Source organism: Acinetobacter sp. KH_038, from assembly GCF_057839405.1.
Map to the genome: position 1 here is coordinate 2,619,390 of NZ_CM174489.1, position 17,984 is coordinate 2,637,373.

At 46.6% G+C, this 17,984-nt stretch carries 14 protein-coding genes; 6 read left to right on the forward strand and 8 right to left on the reverse strand.

Features of this window, described 5'->3' with window-relative positions; all coding sequences use genetic code 11:
* Positions 1 to 70: 70 nt before the first annotated feature.
* Genes AC3IT7_RS12370 through cysM form a run of 4 tightly spaced genes read right to left on the reverse strand, consistent with a single transcriptional unit; the run spans position 71 to position 5,574 of the window.
* Positions 71 to 2,380: a RelA/SpoT family protein gene (locus AC3IT7_RS12370; RefSeq protein WP_489248666.1), complete on the reverse strand. Its 2,310-nt coding sequence runs from the start codon at positions 2,378 to 2,380 to the stop codon at positions 71 to 73.
* A 32-nt stretch (positions 2,381 to 2,412) separates the two neighbouring features.
* Positions 2,413 to 3,801 (reverse strand): 23S rRNA (uracil(1939)-C(5))-methyltransferase RlmD, encoded by a 1,389-nt coding sequence (gene rlmD / locus AC3IT7_RS12375; RefSeq protein ID WP_489248667.1) that lies wholly within the window; start codon positions 3,799 to 3,801, stop codon positions 2,413 to 2,415.
* A gap of 6 nt (positions 3,802 to 3,807) precedes the next feature.
* Entirely contained in the window at positions 3,808 to 4,626 is an 819-nt protein-coding gene (locus AC3IT7_RS12380) for a 3'-5' exonuclease (protein WP_489248668.1), read from the reverse strand.
* Positions 4,627 to 4,644: 18 nt separating this feature from the next.
* Positions 4,645 to 5,574: a cysteine synthase CysM gene (cysM, locus tag AC3IT7_RS12385; protein WP_475654797.1), complete on the reverse strand. Its 930-nt coding sequence runs from the start codon at positions 5,572 to 5,574 to the stop codon at positions 4,645 to 4,647.
* 365 nt (positions 5,575 to 5,939) lie between these two features.
* On the opposite strand from cysM, the gene AC3IT7_RS12390 reads away from it, so the two are divergent.
* The 5 genes from AC3IT7_RS12390 to rsfS all read left to right on the forward strand — a co-directional run bounded on the left by AC3IT7_RS12390 (position 5,940) and on the right by rsfS (position 11,860).
* Positions 5,940 to 8,747, forward strand: coding sequence for a GacS-like sensor histidine kinase (locus tag AC3IT7_RS12390; RefSeq protein WP_489248669.1), 2,808 nt, complete (start codon positions 5,940 to 5,942; stop codon positions 8,745 to 8,747).
* 101 nt (positions 8,748 to 8,848) lie between these two features.
* Positions 8,849 to 9,637, forward strand: a complete 789-nt coding sequence (locus tag AC3IT7_RS12395) for a crotonase/enoyl-CoA hydratase family protein (protein WP_489248670.1) — start codon at positions 8,849 to 8,851, stop codon at positions 9,635 to 9,637.
* A gap of 36 nt (positions 9,638 to 9,673) precedes the next feature.
* Complete coding sequence (locus AC3IT7_RS12400; RefSeq protein ID WP_489248671.1) at positions 9,674 to 10,543, forward strand: NAD(P)-dependent oxidoreductase; 870 nt, start codon at positions 9,674 to 9,676, stop codon at positions 10,541 to 10,543.
* Positions 10,544 to 10,582: 39 nt separating this feature from the next.
* Entirely contained in the window at positions 10,583 to 11,371 is a 789-nt protein-coding gene (locus tag AC3IT7_RS12405) for a hydroxypyruvate isomerase family protein (RefSeq protein WP_489248672.1), read from the forward strand.
* Between the two features lie 81 nt (positions 11,372 to 11,452).
* Positions 11,453 to 11,860 carry a ribosome silencing factor gene (gene rsfS / locus AC3IT7_RS12410; protein ID WP_071851619.1) on the forward strand — a complete coding sequence of 136 codons (408 nt, stop codon included), beginning with the start codon at positions 11,453 to 11,455 and terminating at the stop codon, positions 11,858 to 11,860.
* Positions 11,861 to 12,209: 349 nt separating this feature from the next.
* Here rsfS and AC3IT7_RS12415 read toward each other — a convergent pair whose 3' ends face one another.
* Genes AC3IT7_RS12415 through AC3IT7_RS12425 form a run of 3 tightly spaced genes read right to left on the reverse strand, consistent with a single transcriptional unit; the run spans position 12,210 to position 15,121 of the window.
* Positions 12,210 to 13,655, reverse strand: coding sequence for an NAD(P)(+) transhydrogenase (Re/Si-specific) subunit beta (locus AC3IT7_RS12415; RefSeq protein WP_489248673.1), 1,446 nt, complete (start codon positions 13,653 to 13,655; stop codon positions 12,210 to 12,212).
* A 3-nt stretch (positions 13,656 to 13,658) separates the two neighbouring features.
* Positions 13,659 to 13,982 carry a proton-translocating transhydrogenase family protein gene (locus AC3IT7_RS12420; protein WP_004281642.1) on the reverse strand — a complete coding sequence of 108 codons (324 nt, stop codon included), beginning with the start codon at positions 13,980 to 13,982 and terminating at the stop codon, positions 13,659 to 13,661.
* A gap of 11 nt (positions 13,983 to 13,993) precedes the next feature.
* Positions 13,994 to 15,121 carry a Re/Si-specific NAD(P)(+) transhydrogenase subunit alpha gene (locus tag AC3IT7_RS12425; RefSeq protein ID WP_489248674.1) on the reverse strand — a complete coding sequence of 376 codons (1,128 nt, stop codon included), beginning with the start codon at positions 15,119 to 15,121 and terminating at the stop codon, positions 13,994 to 13,996.
* A 982-nt stretch (positions 15,122 to 16,103) separates the two neighbouring features.
* Between AC3IT7_RS12425 and AC3IT7_RS12430 the strand changes: the two genes are divergently transcribed.
* Positions 16,104 to 17,291, forward strand: coding sequence for an MFS transporter (locus AC3IT7_RS12430; protein ID WP_489248675.1), 1,188 nt, complete (start codon positions 16,104 to 16,106; stop codon positions 17,289 to 17,291).
* 14 nt (positions 17,292 to 17,305) lie between these two features.
* Here AC3IT7_RS12430 and AC3IT7_RS12435 read toward each other — a convergent pair whose 3' ends face one another.
* Positions 17,306 to 17,950, reverse strand: a complete 645-nt coding sequence (locus tag AC3IT7_RS12435) for a hypothetical protein (RefSeq protein WP_489248676.1) — start codon at positions 17,948 to 17,950, stop codon at positions 17,306 to 17,308.
* Between the last annotated feature and the right edge of the window lie 34 nt (positions 17,951 to 17,984).

The window sequence follows — 17,984 nt, forward strand, 5'->3', positions numbered from 1 at the left end:
TTCATTGCAATACATTACAATAAAAAAGCCCGCAATTAAATTGCAGGCTTTTCAACTGATTCAAAGGAATTTAAGTACCCTGTACCAGACGGCGGGCGCTGATAATCCCCGGTTGCTGTTCAAGACGAGCCAGCAGCTTGGAAAGTTGCGCCAGGCCTTTGACTTCAATCAACAGCTTCATATTGGCGATACCATCCGCTTCCGAAATGGTATTCACCTGACGGATATTGATCTGATCAGAAAAAATCACTTGTGTCAGATCTTTGAGCAGACCGCGTCGATCATAAGCTTCCACCACAATCTGTACACTCTGACCACGGGTCGGCTGCATTTCCCAATCGGCTTCTACCGCGCGCTCAGGCTCTTGGGTGATCATACGGACATAGTCCGGACAAGCCACCTTGTGAATGCTTACCCCGCGATTTAGAGTGATATAGCCGGCAATTGATTCGCCATGCACCGGCTGGCAACATTGCGCCACATGTAACTCAACATTATCTAAGCCATCGATCAGAATGCCGTGTGCTGACAGGGTATGACTGGCACGCGGATTCAAGGCAGGTTTCAGCACCAGCTCAGGTTCGTCCTGATCCAGATGCATGTGACGATTTACCTGATTAATCAGGGCATGCAGGCTGATATCACCATTGACCAGATTGACCAGAATGTCATCACCGGTCTTGACATTAAAGTGGTTGCAATAATCACTCAAATCGATCGATTTTGGATGGATCGCCAGACGTGACAATTCTTTGTTCAGCACTTCACGGCCGACTTCCAGGTTCTTGCTACGATCCTGTTGACGGAACCAGTGACGCAGCTTGTCCCGCGCACGCGCAGTCTTGATATAACCCAAAGAATTGACCAGCCAGTCCCGATTCGGTTCACGGTCTTTTTTGGTTAGAATCTCGACCTGTTCCCCGGTTTTCAGGGTATAAGTCAGTGGCACATAGCGCTGATTCACCCGTGCGGCATAACATTTGTTACCCACTTCGGTATGCACGTGATAAGCAAAGTCGAGTACCGTTGAACCGCGTGGCAGCTCTTTGATGTCGCCATCCCGGCTAAACACATAGATCTTTTCAAAACCTTCAAAATCTTGAATATGTTCAAAATTTTCGATTTCATCTTCAGATTCCTTATGTGCACTTGATTCATTACGTTCCTGATAATGTTCAAGTACCGCACGCAAGGAGTGCAGACGATGGTTAAAGGAATGATCGGTGGTTTTTGAGCCTTCCTTATAATTAAAGTGTGAACATACCCCAAGCTCTGCTTCATCATGCATGGTATAGGTACGAATCTGCACTTCAAGCGACTTGTTTTCGGCAATCACCGCAGTATGCAAAGAGCGATAGCCGTTGGCTTTTGGATTGGTAATATAGTCATCAAACTGATGCGGAATATGACGCCAGATCTGATGCACAATCCCTAAAGTGTGATAACACTCAGGTACACTTTTGACCAGTACCCGCAAGGCACGAATATCATAGAGCTGATCGAAACTCAGGCTCTTGCTTTTCATTTTTCGATAAATCGAATAAATGTGTTTTACCCGGCCATTAATTTCAGCCTCGATACCGTGCTCGGACAGTTCAGTACGCAATTTATCAATTACGAACTGAATATACTGTTCTCGCTCCAGACGCTTCTCATTGAGCAAAGAAGCAATTTCTTTATAACGTTCTGGCGCAAGATAACGGAAAGCTAAATCTTCCAGCTCCCATTTTAACTGGGCAATACCCAAGCGGTGTGCCAGTGGTGAATAAATGGTCAGGATTTCCCGGGCAACCCGTTCTTGGCGTTCACGTGAGGAATTGGCCAGTTCACGTAAGGCATAGGTACGTTCGGCCAGCTTGATCAGAACCACACGCACATCTTCAGTGACCGAGATCAGCATTTTGTAAATGCCAGACAGATGCTCACGCTGGTTATTATTGAAATGATCTTCCAGACGTTTGTTTTTTTCGATCAGTTCAGACAGCTTACCCATGGCAAGTGTGCCTTTGACCAGACTATGTACCTGCTCGCCAAATTTTTCCTGCACTTCGCTCAGGGGCATGACGCCTTCACGTACAGCCCGATACAGCATGGCTGCCGACAAGGTATCTTCATCGACATGCAGATGTGCCAGGATATCCGCCATCTCAATACCGGTATAGAAGGTATTGGAACGGTGCTGAACCGTACTTTGCAGCTCTCTTTCTAGTGTTAAGTGGGCGACTTCTTCGAGCTGCGTTAAAGGTGCGCCATCTAATATGCCACGAACCCGATCTAACCATTCCGTCAGATCGTGGTGTGCTTGTTCGGCATGTTCTACAGTCGTCTCCTGTGACAACTCGTTGAGTCGTCCAGGGAGTTGCTCACGTACTGTGACCATACCCTTCTCCTACATTTAAAAACATCATTTCTTTAATCGTTTATTTGATTTTCTTTTTCGAACAATGCGATCGATTCAACATGTCCGGTATGTGTAAACATATCCATCACTCCGGCCTGGGTGAGGCGATAGCCCTGTTGTACCAGTATTCCCGCATCTCTGGCGAGCGTCGCAGGATTACATGACACATAAATAATTCTTTTTGCTCCAAACCGAGGAATGCAATGCATCACTTCTTCTGCCCCGGCACGTGGCGGGTCAATTAATAATGCATCAAAACCTTGCTTTGCCCAAGTCTGGTGCGAGAAATCTTTGGTTAAATCTTGTGAATAGAACGCGACTTGTGCAATACCATTGATTTTGGCATTTTCCGCACCGCGCTGTACCATTTCTTCACTTCCCTCGACCGCAATCACTTGACCCGAGGTACCCACACAGCGCGCAAGAGGTAAGGAAAAGTTTCCTAATCCACAAAAGAGATCCAGAACCCGTTCACTCTGTTGCAGTTGTAGCAAATCACATGCCAACCGCACCATTTGCGGGTTAATGCTTGAATTCACCTGGGTAAAGTCCAAGGGATTAAAACCGAATTTTACATCAAAGTCATCAAGACCATAGTGTAAGCGTGAAGAGGCATCCGGGTCATCAATCCGCGACAGCATCTCTTTGCCTGCAGGCTGCAAATACAGTTGCCAACCTTTCTGTAACGTAAATTCGCGCAATTGGTTGACATCGGCAGCAGATAATTTTGCAGTTTCACGAACCAGCAAGGCAATCTCCTGATCCCCCATGGCCAATTCTATATGACCGATGTCGGCCTTGCCATTCAGACCTTGCAGCAATTGTTTAAGACCTGTAACCGAGCCGAACTCGCGATCCAGAATCATGCAGCGGTCAATCGGTGTCAGCTTATTGGACTGATTTTCACGAAAACCCACCACCAGCTGCTCTTTAGCAGGCAGATAACGCACCCCGATTCGGGCTTTACGGCGATAATCTTCCCGTTGTGAGCGTAGAGGTGATAACCATTGTTCAGGCTGGATGCCGGCAAAATGCTGTAGATGCGATTTCAGTACATTCTGCTTCAGTTCAATCTGGGCATCGGCTGCGATATGCTGCATATTACAACCACCACACACTCCAAAATGCGGACAGATCGGCTTGACCCGCATCTCGGAAGCTTCACTTAACAATTCAAGACTGTCGGCTTCTTCCAGTTTTTTGACTTCACGGCTAATGCGGGCACGCACGGTTTCGCCTGGCAAGGCATAGCGGATAAAGACTTTCTTGCCATTTTTATGCTGGGGATGATCCGGATGCGAACCATAATGAGCGATGCCACGTCCCTCATGCGAAAGTGACTCAACCTGAAAAATGTACTCGGGTTGTTGCGTAGGGCGTGGTTGTGCTCGATGTTTCATGAAAACCTAATCTGTGGGAGTGGGAAAATCAAAACGGGTAAAATCAGTGCTTTGTGAAGTTTCACGCCACACCGACAAAAAGTCCGCATGCTGCGGCTGAGTATGCAAATATTGAATCGTACTTTGCAGTAGATGCTGATAATCCGGCAGTAACAGTTGACCTTTTAACAACTGCCAGCGGATATAGACCAGCCAGGTATTCAGCACATCACCCTCACAATAGGAGGTGAGTTCGGTCCATTGCTGATTGCGGACATATTCAGGAACCCGATAGGCTCCGTCACCGCGCTTGCCCGGATAACCCAGCAAATGTGCAACATCGTCCAGCTTCTGGAAATGACGGGCATGGAACATGGCCATCACATCCATCAGGTCGACATGACGATGATGGTAACGATTCTGGTAGTTATTATAACGCTTTTGCGTATCAATTTCGCCCTGATCGAACAGACTCGGTGCAGAGAGTCCATGATACATGGCGCGGTATAAAATCACAGGCAAATCAAACTGTGAGCCATTCCAGCTGACCAGCGTCGGATGGCGCTTGTCAAAAATGGACAGGAATTTTTTTAAAATTTCTGCTTCAGAAAGCTGCTCCCGGCTAAACGAAAACAGCTTCATGCCCTGTTCATCGATCCATAAACCAGAAATACAGACAATTTCATGTAGCGGCAGACGCTGAAAATCCGAGCCTGAATCCTGACGGCGTAATTTGGTCAGGGCCTGATCCAGGTCTGCCTCGGGCAGATCCAGACCAAATAAATGCGCGCCTGATTTGAGATCGGTTTGGGTTTCAATATCGAAAGTTAAAACAGGCAGGCGCATAAAACAGTGCTCAAATAATTATTCAGGATCTTGCACAGAGAATAACCCTGTAGACAGGTAACGGTCACCACGGTCACAGATAATACACACAATTACTGCATCCGGATGTTCTTCCGCCAGTTTGATCGAGGCCCATACCGCACCACCCGACGAAGTTCCGGCACTAATGCCTTCTTTCTGGGCCAGCTTGCGCATGGTTTTTTCTGCTTCAATCTGTGGAATATCAATAATGCGATCCACGCGGCTACGATCAAAAATGGTTGGCAGATATTCTTCTGGCCAGCGGCGGATTCCGGCAATGCTGGAACCATCTGAGGGCTGCAAACCGACAATCTGAATATCAGGATTCATTTCTTTCAGGTATTTCGAGACACCCATAATAGTGCCGGTAGTGCCCATCGAGCTAACAAAATGGGTAATCTTGCCACCGGTTTGTTGCCAGATTTCAGGTCCGGTGGTCAGGTAATGTGCTTCGACATTGTCCGGATTGCCAAACTGGTTCAGTACCAGACCAACACCATCATTCTGCATTTGTGCAGCCAGATCACGTGCACCTTCCATGCCCTGCTCTTTGGTCACTTCAATCAGTTCGGCACCATAAGCACGCATGGCATCCTTACGTTCCTGACTCATATTGTTTGGCATGATCAGCGTCATTTTATAGCCACGCATTGCTGCGACCATCGCCAATGCAATCCCTGTATTCCCGCTTGTCGCCTCAATCAGGGTATCACCCGGTTTGATCTGTCCACGCTTCTCGGCCTGCATGATCATATTATAGGCGGGGCGGTCCTTGACTGAGCCTGCCGGGTTATTGCCTTCAAGTTTCGCGAGTACGGTAGCGTGAGTGTGACTTGCCAGACGCTGTAAACGCACCAGCGGCGTTTTGCCGACATAATGGTCTAACAAAAATTCGTCTGCTTGAAAATCAGGAGTCGTATGATTCATTATTTGCACCTATATCGAGGTGCGGCTATTGTATGAAAAAATGCTTTTCCCTGCACTCATTTAGCAAGGCTTTTTCAGAAACTCGCTAAAACTTACTGAATATCCCGCCATAAACTTGATTTCCCGACAACCTAACAAGACAAACAAAGCCATTTGTGAATATAAAAGCTTTCTTTTCAGTCGCAGATTTTCAGCTTACTGAAATCTCTATTGCCTATTATTCACTATATTTCCGCCAGCATTTAACTGAATTTTTTTGTATTTACAGGCCTGAAGCTGAACATTTATAAAAATATTGCTTAAATTTTAACTGTCGTTTTAAAGCATGCTAATATGCCAGACATAAAGAAAATACTGCTTAAATCATGTCAACGATCAACAAAAAGCTGTTTAAACGCCTGCACTTAAATCATGCCTATGGACAACTGATTGCGCTAATTTTTGTGCCGATTACCATTTTGGCCTGTGTCGGCGCCATGCTGGTGTTGACTGAAACCTCAAATGCCGCACGTGCCCAGCAAAAACAGATGGCGATTGCCATCATGACCCGTTTTCAAGGCACTGCTGAATATGCACTGGATATTTTGAGCCTGTATCCCTGGCAATATGACCAGGCGCATAATGCCATGCAAAACATGCTCAATGAAAAACATCTGGTTCGGGCAGCCATTCTGGATGACAGTGGCAAGAACCGTTTAGGCATTGGCTTTCAGGAACAGGCCACCTGGCCTGATTTTGAGAAAAGCGGTAATTTTGTGGGTCCGATCCTGCATAAAGACAATCATATCTATGCCATCAAAGTAAATGAAAACAGTTTTTCTAGCGGATGGCTGGCGATTGAACTGGATAACCAGCCGCTGGAAATTGCCCGTTACCGGGTCTTGATCGTGTTGATTGCGACCGGTCTGTTGACCTTATTGCTGTTATTACTTTGTCTGAATTTCTACTCACGGCGCTGGATTGCACCAATGTATGAAATTCGCATGCAGTTGCAACGCCTGAATGCCGACACCCTGGGTCAGCATATGGTGATTAACAGCACTGGAGAACTGCGTTTATTGCAGCGAGATATTGCCAATGTGGTAAAACGTCTGCATTTCAGCTTTCTGGAACTGCGCGAGCATACCGAACAGACCGAAGATGATTTACGCCGTACTCTGGACACGTTGGAAGTCCAGAATATTACCTACCGTCAGGCACGTGACCAGGCGATCTCGGCCAATCAGGCCAAGTCGGTGTTTCTGGCCAACATTTCCCATGAACTGCGTACCCCGCTAAACAGTATTGATGGCTTTATTCATCTGCTCTTGCGTCAGGGCAATCTCAGCAATGAGCAAAGCTTATATTTGCAGACCATTCGCAAATCTTCGGCGCATTTGCTGGCGCTAATTAATGATGTGCTGGATTTTTCCAAAATTGATGCCGGCAAACTGGAACTGGAAACCGCAGCTTTTGATCTGGAAGAAGCCATTTTTGATGTGATGGACATGCTCTCGCCACTGGCGGCGCAAAAACATATTGATATGGCGTTTTACTATGCGGACAGTGTACCGAAACATGTGATTGGCGATGCCTTACGTTTTAAGCAGATTCTGACCAACCTGATTTCCAATGCGATCAAGTTCACTCCGGATGGCGAAATTATTGTCCGGGCACGCATGGAACATGATGGCATCGATCAATGTGTGCTGCATTTTAGTGTGCAGGACAGCGGCATTGGCCTGAGCGGAACAGATCGTAAAAAGTTATTTGAATCTTTCTCGCAAGGCGATACTTCAGTGACCCGTCAGTTTGGTGGTACAGGTCTTGGCCTGGCGATTTCCAAACAGCTGGTCAGCCTGATGCATGGCCAGATCGGCTTTGAAGACAATCAGGAACGTGCCCCGACCGAAAAAGGCTCGACCTTCTGGTTCACTGCGCAGTTCCTGGTCGATGAAGCTACCGTGATTGAGCATCCAGATTTTAGCGAATTGACGGTGGTGTCTTATCTGGCCCATCCGGCCACGGCCAATGTCTTGCGGCATTATCTGGAAAATTATCAGGTCAAGCACATCGAATGTGCCTCAATTCTGGATCTGTTTAGTCGCCTGAATCATTTACAGAATACCGAAAATACTTGGCTCATCGTCGATCACAGTGGCGACAGTGAAGCCTTATTACGTGAAATCCGCTCTCGTTATCAGGGCCATCTGGCCGTATATGGCTATCAGATGCAGCTCGACCCGAGCATGCTGAATGACCATCGTGCCCGTGCCCTGCACCAACCTTTGAGCCGCAGTGCCTTGATTCAACTTCTGGGAAATCAACCGGTCTTCGATCAGGAACAGCATGAAGATTTTAATGGCCAGGGTCTGCACATTCTGGCAGTCGATGATCATCTGCCGAACCTGATTGTGCTGGAAGCATTGCTGGGTGAACTGAATGTTACCACCAGCAAAGCCCTGAGCGGACAGGAAGCCATTGATATCATCCAGCGCCGCCATGAACAGGGCCAGCCGGCTTTTGATCTGGTCTTTATGGATATCCAGATGCCGGTCATGTCGGGAATTGATACTACCCGCGCCATACGCTCGCTGGAATCGACCTTTGAAAACCATAACCGCCTGCCGATTATTGCCCTGACGGCGCATGCGCTGTCGGATGAAAAACATAAATTGCTGCAAAATGGTATGGATGATTATGTCACCAAGCCGATTCAGATCGAGCAGATTGTGCAAATCCTGACCCAGTGGACGACCGAACATTTTAAACGGCTTCCTGTGCTGGAACGTGCCCATGTGATTGATGCACTGGATCCGAACATTCTGGACTGGCAGCAAAGCCTGCAACTGGCAGCCAACAAGGAAGATCTGGCGGTCGACCTGTTGCGCATGCTGGTGGACAGTTTTGCTGATGAACTCAGTGAAATGCAGCAGCTGATTGAACTGGAAGATTTCCCGCAACTGGAGCATGTACTGCACCGTTTATATGGTGCGACCCGCTATGTCGGCGCACCGACTTTGCAGAAAGTCACCGGTGGCTTTGAGCAGTTCGTTTCGACTCTGCGTAAAGAGCGCCGCAAGGCCGATGAAAACTTTGTACAAGAGGTATTGAAATATTTCGATGAGCTGAAAGCTGTCGTGGAGCAGGTTGAACAGGCTGCTCAGCAGATTCTCAAGCAGCATTTAAATTAAAAACATTCCTCAATCCGTGATTGAAGAAGCGTGACTGGGCTGTCATGCAAGCCCACAGGCTGCATGCTATGCTCAGCTCAGGAAAAATAAGGAAGACTGTCATGTCACTCGTGCGCTTGGAAAAAAATAATGGCATTGCCACAGTTACACTGAACCGGCCAGACAAACGCAATGCCATGAGCTTTGCCCTGCTACGCGAACTGGTCACCACTGCACAGAAAATCAAAAAAGATAAAAGTATCCGTTGCGTGATTTTGACCGGTGAGGCACAGGTTTTTAGTGCCGGCATTGATCTGGCCGATTTAAACAATCCTAAAAATCGTGCCTATGCCGCCTGGGAGCTGATCCGTCCGGGTCAGAGTCTGTTCCAGAAAGCCTTTCTGGTCTGGCAGGAATTACCAGTGCCAGTGATCGCTGCGATGGAGGGTTTCTGTTTTGGGGCCGGCATGCAACTGGCCCTTGCGGCAGATATCCGCATTGCACATCCTGACACCAAAATGTCGATTATGGAAACCCGTTGGGGACTGGTACCGGATATGGGCCTCAGCCGTTCGCTGAAAGGCCTGATTGGGATTGATCTGGCCAAAGAATTAACCTTGACTGCCCGGATTTTTGAGGCTGCCTATGCCAAAGAAATCGGTCTGGTTACCCATCTAGATCAGCAGCCGCTGGCACGTGCCCAAGTATTGGCTGAGGAAATGCTGCAACGCTCTCCAGATGCCCTGATGGCTTCCAAGTTTGTGCTGGATGCCATGCAGCATCGTCCGAACAAATCATTACGTATGGAAAAAATCTGGCAGCTCAAACTATTACTGGGTAAAAACAGCCAGCTGGCGCGTAAAAAAGACAAGAACCCCGACATCCAGTTTTTACCGCGCCAATATAAATAAATACAGTCTGAGCCAAAGCAAGGAATAAGAGAACGTATGCAGTTCAATCACGCTACTAAAATTGCCTTTTTAGGTATGGGTTTAATGGGCACTCGCATGGCGACACGTCTGCTGCAGGCAGGCTTTCAGGTCGCGGTATGGAACCGCACACCGGCTGCCTGCCATCCTTTGTTGGAGCTTGGTGCAACGGCGCTGTCTTTAGACCAGCTTGCCGATTATCCGGTGATTCTGACTTGTCTGGCCGATGATCAGGCAGTGCAATCGGTTTTTGAGCAGATGGCACCTTATTTAGTTACAGATCAAATCATAGTGGATTTTTCCAGCCTTTCAGTACAACAAACCCATTTGCTGGCAGCCCAGGCACAAGCCAAACAGGTGACCTGGATCGATTCTCCGGTTTCAGGCGGTACTGCCGGTGCCGAGCAAGGCAGTCTGGTGATTTTTGCCGGAGGTGATGCCGCAACGATTGAAGCTTTAGCGCCAATCTATCAGGTACTGTCACAACGCGTTACCCGGATGGGCGACACTGGCACCGGTCAGGCCACCAAAATCTGTAACCAACTCATTGTCGCTGCCAATAGTACTTTGATCGCGGAAGCAGTGGCTTTGGCTGGACTTGCGGGTGTGGATACACGCTTACTGGCCCCTGCATTGGCAGGTGGTTTTGCCGATTCCAAGCCTTTTCAGATTCTGACACCACGTATGGCGAGCCATACTTTTGAACCGGTGCAATGGAAAGTCCAGACCTTATCTAAAGATCTGAACAATGCCGTGCAACTGGCCCAAAGTTTTGAACTGGACGTTCCGGTCGCAACTCAGGCCTTAGCACAGCTGCACGCCCATCAGGCCCAAGGTTTTGCCGAGGCCGATCTGTCCACGGTGATCCAGCAGCTGAAAAAGTCATAATTTATATTGTTATATGCATTGGATGTATAAGGAAAATACATGATTAAACTCGCCGTTAACCTGTCGATGATTTTTACTGAAGTACCACTCATCGAACGCTTTGCTCTGGCTCGTGCACAAGGCTTTGATCATGTTGAAATCCAGTTTCCTTATGAATTGACTATTGGCCAGATTCAAAATCAGCTCAGCATTCATCAACTGGATTTATGCCTGATTAATGTAGCTGCGGGTGACCTCATGCAGGGCGGCCATGGCCTGGCCGGTATTCCGGGGCGGGAAATCGAGTTTCGTCATGCCGTTGAGCAGGCTATTCAATATGCCACGGCCCTGAATGTCCCTCGGGTCAATATTCTGGCCGGCAAACAGCCACTGGATTGTGACCTGTTGCCCTGCCTGAATACACTGGCAAGTAATCTGAAAATGGCCTGTTCCATGCTGGTCGAACATCAGATTGAACCGGTATTTGAAATGATCAATGGCACCGATATGCCACGTTTTTTGATTCAAAATATTGCACAAGCCCAGGAAATGCTGGAAGCAGTCAATCATCCGGCTTTAAAAATGCAATATGACTGCTATCACATGGCCATGATGGGTGAAGATGTACTGCAAAGTTTAAAAGAAAATATTCACCTGATTGGTCATATCCAGTTTGCAGATTGTCCGGGAAGACATCAGCCAAATACCGCCTCGATTCAATATCATGATATATTTCAGTGGTTAAAACATAGTCAATATCATGCTTATGTCGCTGCCGAATATAAGCCGCTGCAGCATTCCAACGATTCCTTTGCCTGGAAAGCCGAATTCTTTCCGGAGCATGACTGAGCGGACTGCGGCTTAATTTGAAATTCCGGACTAAAACCGCTATATTAGACCATGCATAATTGTTAGGAAATTACACACCCCATGAATTTAGAACCATCGCCCAGCGCTTCTAATTCTCACGATCTTACTATGAATTCAAATTCTCAAGCTGTACAGGACTGCTTAAAAGTCGTACATGCTGCACTTGAAGATGTAAAAGCAAAAGAAATTGTTGAGCTTGATGTTAGCGGTATCAGTAATGTTGCTGATGCTATGGTGATTGCAAGCGGTACATCGACTCGTCATATCAAATCACTGGCCAATAACGTTGCTGAAGAAGCACGTAAAGCTGGCTTTCGCCCTCTTGGTATTGAAGGCGAACGTGATGCTGAATGGATCCTCATTGACCTCGGTTATGTTGTGGTTCATTGTATGCTTCCAACAGCGCGTAAATTCTATGACCTAGAAAGCTTATGGCGCAATCCTGCAGATACAGATTCTGTAGCGTAAAAACCGAATATTCAAAAAAGCGACCTGTGTAGGTCGCTTTTTTATTACCTGCGCATCGGACTTTATAAGTCTTAATACAAATGAATCTATAGCTATTTTTCTTTAATTTCCACCTGATCTCATGCACCGATTTGACTGCTGTTTTAAGCTCAATTCATCCTAAATATAGAAACCTGATGACTGCGCAACAATCCTTATAACACGATATAAAATATTGCAGCATAAAAACCACCCAGGGCGGTTTTTGTTTAATCCTCCCCGACCCTCCTTTTTAAAAGGAGGAAGCCTTTAGCAAAAAAATCCCCCTTTATTAAAGGGAGACTTAGGGGGATTCTAATGATTTAAATGATTAATGCCCCGTACCATTAATAGCTTTGGTCATGTCTTCTACTACTTTCTTGGCATCACCGAAGATCATCATAGTCTTGTCGTTATAGAACAAGTCATTGTCCAGGCCGGCATAACCAGTCGCCATAGAGCGTTTGATCACCATAATAGTACGTGCCTTATGTGCTTCCAGAATCGGCATGCCATAAATTGGCGAGGTTGGATCATCTTTGGCCGCAGGGTTGACTACATCATTGGCACCAATGACCAAGACCACATCTGTTGCCGGGAAGTCCGAGTTGATCTCGTCCATTTCCAAGATGTCTTCATAGGGTACGTCAGCTTCAGCCAGCAATACGTTCATATGACCTGGCATACGACCGGCCACCGGATGAATTGCAAAACGTACCGTCACGCCCTGCTCTTTTAACAAGTTGGCCAGTTCTTTTACCGCATTTTGTGCACGGCCTTGCGCCATACCATAACCCGGTATAATCACCACACTGTCTGCATTTGACATCAGGAAGCCTGCATCATCTGCCGAGCCAGAACGGTGATTACGCTGCACCTGTTCACCTGCTCCCGCAGTTGGCGCTGCTGCCCCACCCATTGCCCCACCAAACAAGACGTTGATGATGGAACGGTTCATGGCTTTACACATGATGTAAGACAGAATCGCACCTGATGAACCCACCAGCGAACCTGCAACGATCAGCATGTTGTTTTCAAGCGTGAAACCAATCCCGGCTGCAGCCCAACCCGAGAACGAGTTGAGTAGCGATACCACCACCGGCATATCACCACCGCCCACAGGTGCAATCCAGACCCAGCCAAATACCAGCGCAAGTGCAGTCATGCTCCAGAATGCAGTCATATTTCCGGTTGAGAAGAACATGAAACCGAATACCAGCATGGCAATGAAGATAATGGCCTGAACCGGTTTTACCCATGCGCCAGAAATGGTTTTTGCCCATTTTTTCGCTGCCAGTTTGCCGTAAGCAAATACTGAAGCGGTGAAGGTAATCGCACCCACAAAACAGCCTACAAACAGTTCAAACAAATGAACACGGCTCATTTCATGGAAATTAACCCCATTGGCAGCCAACAGGTCTGGACCCAGTTCGATCAGTTTGTTGTTGTGAATAATTGCTGCAACCGCAATGAGTACCGCAGCCAAACCGACCAGTGAGTGCATCAGGGCCACAGTTTCCGGCATTTGGGTCATCGGTACGGTACGTGCGCGGGCAATACCGACAATTGCACCCAGCACCATTGCCCCAACAATCATCCAGACCACAGGATTGTCTGCAACAAAGAAAGTGGTCAATACTGCAATCGCCATGGCGATCATGCCGTAACGGTTGCCTTGAATGGCAGTTTTAGGCCCTGATAAACCACGTAGCGTCAGGATAAAAAGAACGGCACCAATCAGGTAGAACCAATCCGCATATTCTCGAATCATTTCCATGGATTAACCCTCTTTTTTCTTTTGCTTAGGTTTAAACATTTCCAGCATACGTGCAGTCACTGCAAAGCCGCCAAAAATATTAATACTGGCCAGGAACACGGCAATCGCGCCCAGGACACTCACCACATTAATGGTCTGGAAATCGACACTGCCTTCAACCCCGATTACCGGCAGGCCAACGGTCTGAATCATTGCACCGACAATAATGATCGATGACAAGGCATTGGTTACTGCCATCAACGGCGTATGCAATGCCGGTGTTACTCCCCACACCACGTAGTAACCTACGAAAATGGCAAGGACAAAAATCGTAATTGTTTCAACCATGAGTCTTCTCCTTAACCGCGTTTCAGCAGCACTTGGCCGGCATGAGTAACGAGTAGGGCTTTTTGAATTTCTTCTTCTGGATTCAGTACAAAATTCTTGTCAGCATCAAATAATGTTTCAACGAAATTAAAGACATTACGTGCATACAATGCCGATGCTTCAGTCGATACAGTTGAAGGAATATTTGGAATTCCAAGAATCTTGACGCCATTGTCGGTATGCACGGTTTCGCCACATTTCGAACCTTCCACATTACCGCCAGACTCCACCGCCATATCCAGAATCACTGAACCCGGTTTCATTTTGGCAATGGTTTCAGCGCGGATTAAGCGCGGTGCATCACGGCCTGGAAGCAATGCTGTGGTAATGACGATATCTGCATTGGATACCGCTTTATCTACAATAGCAGCCTGATCGCGGATGTATTCTTCACCCGGCATCCAGCCATAACCATTCTTGGCAGCATCCGCCGCTTTCTGTTGCTCTTCAGCCGACATCGGAACGTCCAGCCATTTACCACCCAGAGATTCAACCTGATCTTTGGCTGTTGGACGCAGGTCTGTTGCTTCAACAATGGCACCCAGACGTTTGGCTGTTGCAATTGCCTGCAAGCCTGCAACACCGACGCCCATGATCACCACACGTGCCGGTTTGACCGTACCCGCAGCTGTCATCAGCATCGGGAACATGCGCTGGTATTCAGCCGCAGCCAGCAGCACCGACTTGTAGCCGGCCAGGTTAGCTTGAGATGACAACACGTCCATGTTTTGCGCACGAGACAAGGTTCGTGGCAAAAGCTCCAATGCAAATGCAGACACGTTTTGCGCCGCAAATTGGTCAAGTTCAGTATTACGGTAGGGATCAAACATTGCCACGATGGTGGTGTTTGGACTGAGTTTTTGAATTTCCTCACCTTGCGGTGCACGAACTTTTAAAATCAGCTGACTGTCCGTGTAGGCATCATCGGTAATTTTGGCACCAACTTGTTCATAGGCATGATCGATATAGGCAGCTTTAAGCCCTGCACCACGTTCGATAATCACGCTATGTCCTGCGCTGATCAATTTCTTTACTGTCTCTGGCGTCGCAGCGACGCGATTTTCACCGACAACAGTTTCGGCTGGAATTCCGATTTGCATGAGCGTTCCTCAAGCTAAATTTTCTTAAGTAAACATCGTTTAAACGATGCTTCCCCTCAGGATGTGTTCTTGTTGAATTTTTGGATTCTAATCAAACTGTTTGAAATTACCACCTACTATTTATTTAATAAATACCTATATTTTGAACTGATGATTCATAAAAATAATGCTGCGATAGCACATTTATTTAATTCAGCAAGGATTTATATTTGATTATTTTATAAACGATATTCATTCTATTGAACTAAAACTCAGAATTTTCCCTTTCCTCAGACTGGTTAATTTTTGATTTATTTTGTTACATTGATCATTGTGACAAAAATTGCCCTATAAATTACCGGAGCAGGAATTTTTTAATTTCTCTGTTTGATCCACATAGCAGCACTTTGTTGGCCTTAAGTTTTTAATTTTGACTTTTCTGACAGAATTCAGGCTTAGCTTAGGACAACCATTTTGCACTGTTAAACTAGTGACTTATTAAACACTGCTATTTGTTTGAGGCAGACGAAGATCAGAAAAAATTGATCAGTCTGACAAAAGAGTATGCACAAACGTTTATTAGACTCAGGTCTAAAAGAGTCAGATAAAGGGTCAAAAAAAATCTGAGTGACTATTTATTAGATTAATGTCATAGACTTTAATCGAAGATGAAAATCTGCATTTCGCACCAAATATGCGCATAAAAAATAGAGCAAATATCCAATTTTCTTAAGCTTGGTGTGCTGGCTTCATTTTTTCTGGATATAACTGCACTTTAATGAGGCTAAGACCGGCTCAAAAGAGAAAAATTCCATCAATTGCCCAGAATTTTGTCTCTTGAAAGTTTCGGATCGCATTTTGTGAATGTTTTGTGCGGTGATTTCTGAATAGTTTTAATATTTTTCTACTTTTAAAGCAGAAAGTTCTGACCTATAGTGCCCTCAATTTCTGCATAATTTGCTTCTCATTTTCAATCCTTATTCTCTCACACAAGGTTAGCGCTATGAACACGCCTCTCGATATCAGTCAAAATAAGCCGTTGTTGTGGCTGATGGCGATTGCATGCGGTTTATGTGCCGGTGCCAACTATTATTGCCAGCCGTTGATCTCATCGATTCAGCAGTATTATCAGGTACCGGAATCACAAGTGGCGCTGACCGTTACCTTTGCCCAGATTTCTTATGCCTTGGGCTTGCTGTTTATTGTGCCTTTAGGTGACATGCTCAATAAAACCAAACTGATTCCGATGCTGATGCTGGGTGCGGCAGCAGGTTTATTTATTTGTGCCAGTGCAGTAAACCTGCCGATGCTCTGGATTGGCACCATCATTGCCGGGCTGTTTTCTGTTGCGGCACAGATCCTGATCCCCTTGGCCACCATGGCAGTCAAACCGGAAAAAACCGGAGAAGTGGTCGGCTTTCTGATGAGCGGCCTGCTGGTCGGTATTTTACTTTCAACCAGTATTGCCGGATTATTATCTGACCTGTTTCACTGGAAAACGATTTATATTGTCAGTGGCATCAGTATGCTGGCTTTAAGCTTTTATCTGCGCGGTAAATTACCCAGCCTGCCACGTCTCAGAATCAGCTATGCAGCAATTTTTAAATCCATGGCAAGCCTATTGAAACAGGAGCCACGTCTGGTGTTTCGTTCCCTCACCGGAGCTTGTGCTTTTGCTGCCATGAGCATGCTGTTCTCGACCATTGCCCTGCTGCTGACCCAGAAACCTTTCCAGCTTTCAGATGTCATGGTTGGTCTGGTGACACTGGTCGGCGTCTTTGGGGCATTGTCAACTCAATTCATTGGTAAATGGGCCGATCGTGGCCATATCAAAACCTTGAGCTGGATTGGCTGTTCGATTCTGATTGGAAGCTGGCTGTTTTTATATTTTGGTGCGGTATCTTTACTGAGCTATATTCTCGGCTACGGACTGATCAATCTGGGGCTGGCGATTACGCATAGCTGTAATCAGAATGTGATTTTTCGGCTGCGTCCCGATGCCAAATCACGGGTCAACTCACTCTATATGACCCTTTATTTTATTGGTGGTGCCGCTGGTTCAGCCCTAGGCGTATATGCCTGGCATCATGGTGGCTGGAGCATGACCTGTATGGTAGGACTGGGACTGGCCTTGTGCGCCACCCTTTTTGCCCTGCTGGATCAATGGCATCATGCCCGGACCGCCACCTAGATACTGCACTATATTCAGCTGACTTGAGCTACAGGATAGAAAGGTTGATTTAAATCCAGAGCAGCTGAGTTTTCCAATAAGATGCAGATCAATACCGGTAGCAAAGCTGCCAGAATCCGGCAACTTTCATCTAAAAGCTTATGATTAAGCGAACTGTGATAAGTGAGGCCCCCCTGTATCAACTGATGATGCAAGGTGTACCAACGGCGAAACAGCAGAGCCAGAATTTCGGCTGCATTTCGTTGCTGCAAGGCATGCTGGATTCTGTCTTTTTCTATTTGTAAATTTTCCTGGCAGCTTTCCAGACTGATTTTCTGATGACGATAATCCCAAAAGCTCTGGTCTACATAGAGGTTATCCAGCAGCGAGCGGATTGGCTGGCTGTATTTTTCCCAGAGTATATGATTAATTTTCTGTTCCAGATCTTTTTGATAGAGGATGTCCAGAAACTGATGCAGTTGATCCGAGTCTTGAGGCAGCTCTCCTTCATGGGCATAGATAGCGTGAAAACTAATCCATAGACTGATAAATTTAAATTCCAGATCTTGATCTAAATCCAGCGCTTTTTTAAACCAGCCCAAGCCACGATGAATTCTTAAGTTAAAATGTGCTGAATTTTGTGCTTTATGAGTTTTATAAATCTCCTCCAATAACAACATGATGATTCTCCTTATTTCTATGCTTTTTTATAGT

Bases quoted from the DNA above. Each gene is read 5' to 3' on its own strand.
- AC3IT7_RS12400 (WP_489248671.1), top strand. From the start codon at position 9,674: ATGCAGTTCAATCACGCTACTAAAATTGCCTTTTTAGGTATGGGTTTA.
- rsfS (WP_071851619.1), top strand. From the start codon at position 11,453: ATGAATTTAGAACCATCGCCCAGCGCTTCTAATTCTCACGATCTTACT.
- AC3IT7_RS12435 (WP_489248676.1), bottom strand. From the start codon at position 17,950: ATGTTGTTATTGGAGGAGATTTATAAAACTCATAAAGCACAAAATTCA.
- AC3IT7_RS12380 (WP_489248668.1), bottom strand. From the start codon at position 4,626: ATGCGCCTGCCTGTTTTAACTTTCGATATTGAAACCCAAACCGATCTC.
- AC3IT7_RS12370 (WP_489248666.1), bottom strand. From the start codon at position 2,380: ATGGTCACAGTACGTGAGCAACTCCCTGGACGACTCAACGAGTTGTCA.
- AC3IT7_RS12420 (WP_004281642.1), bottom strand. From the start codon at position 13,982: ATGGTTGAAACAATTACGATTTTTGTCCTTGCCATTTTCGTAGGTTAC.
- cysM (WP_475654797.1), bottom strand. From the start codon at position 5,574: ATGAATCATACGACTCCTGATTTTCAAGCAGACGAATTTTTGTTAGAC.
- rlmD (WP_489248667.1), bottom strand. From the start codon at position 3,801: ATGAAACATCGAGCACAACCACGCCCTACGCAACAACCCGAGTACATT.
- AC3IT7_RS12405 (WP_489248672.1), top strand. From the start codon at position 10,583: ATGATTAAACTCGCCGTTAACCTGTCGATGATTTTTACTGAAGTACCA.
- AC3IT7_RS12425 (WP_489248674.1), bottom strand. From the start codon at position 15,121: ATGCAAATCGGAATTCCAGCCGAAACTGTTGTCGGTGAAAATCGCGTC.
- AC3IT7_RS12415 (WP_489248673.1), bottom strand. From the start codon at position 13,655: ATGGAAATGATTCGAGAATATGCGGATTGGTTCTACCTGATTGGTGCC.
- AC3IT7_RS12395 (WP_489248670.1), top strand. From the start codon at position 8,849: ATGTCACTCGTGCGCTTGGAAAAAAATAATGGCATTGCCACAGTTACA.
- AC3IT7_RS12390 (WP_489248669.1), top strand. From the start codon at position 5,940: ATGTCAACGATCAACAAAAAGCTGTTTAAACGCCTGCACTTAAATCAT.
- AC3IT7_RS12430 (WP_489248675.1), top strand. From the start codon at position 16,104: ATGAACACGCCTCTCGATATCAGTCAAAATAAGCCGTTGTTGTGGCTG.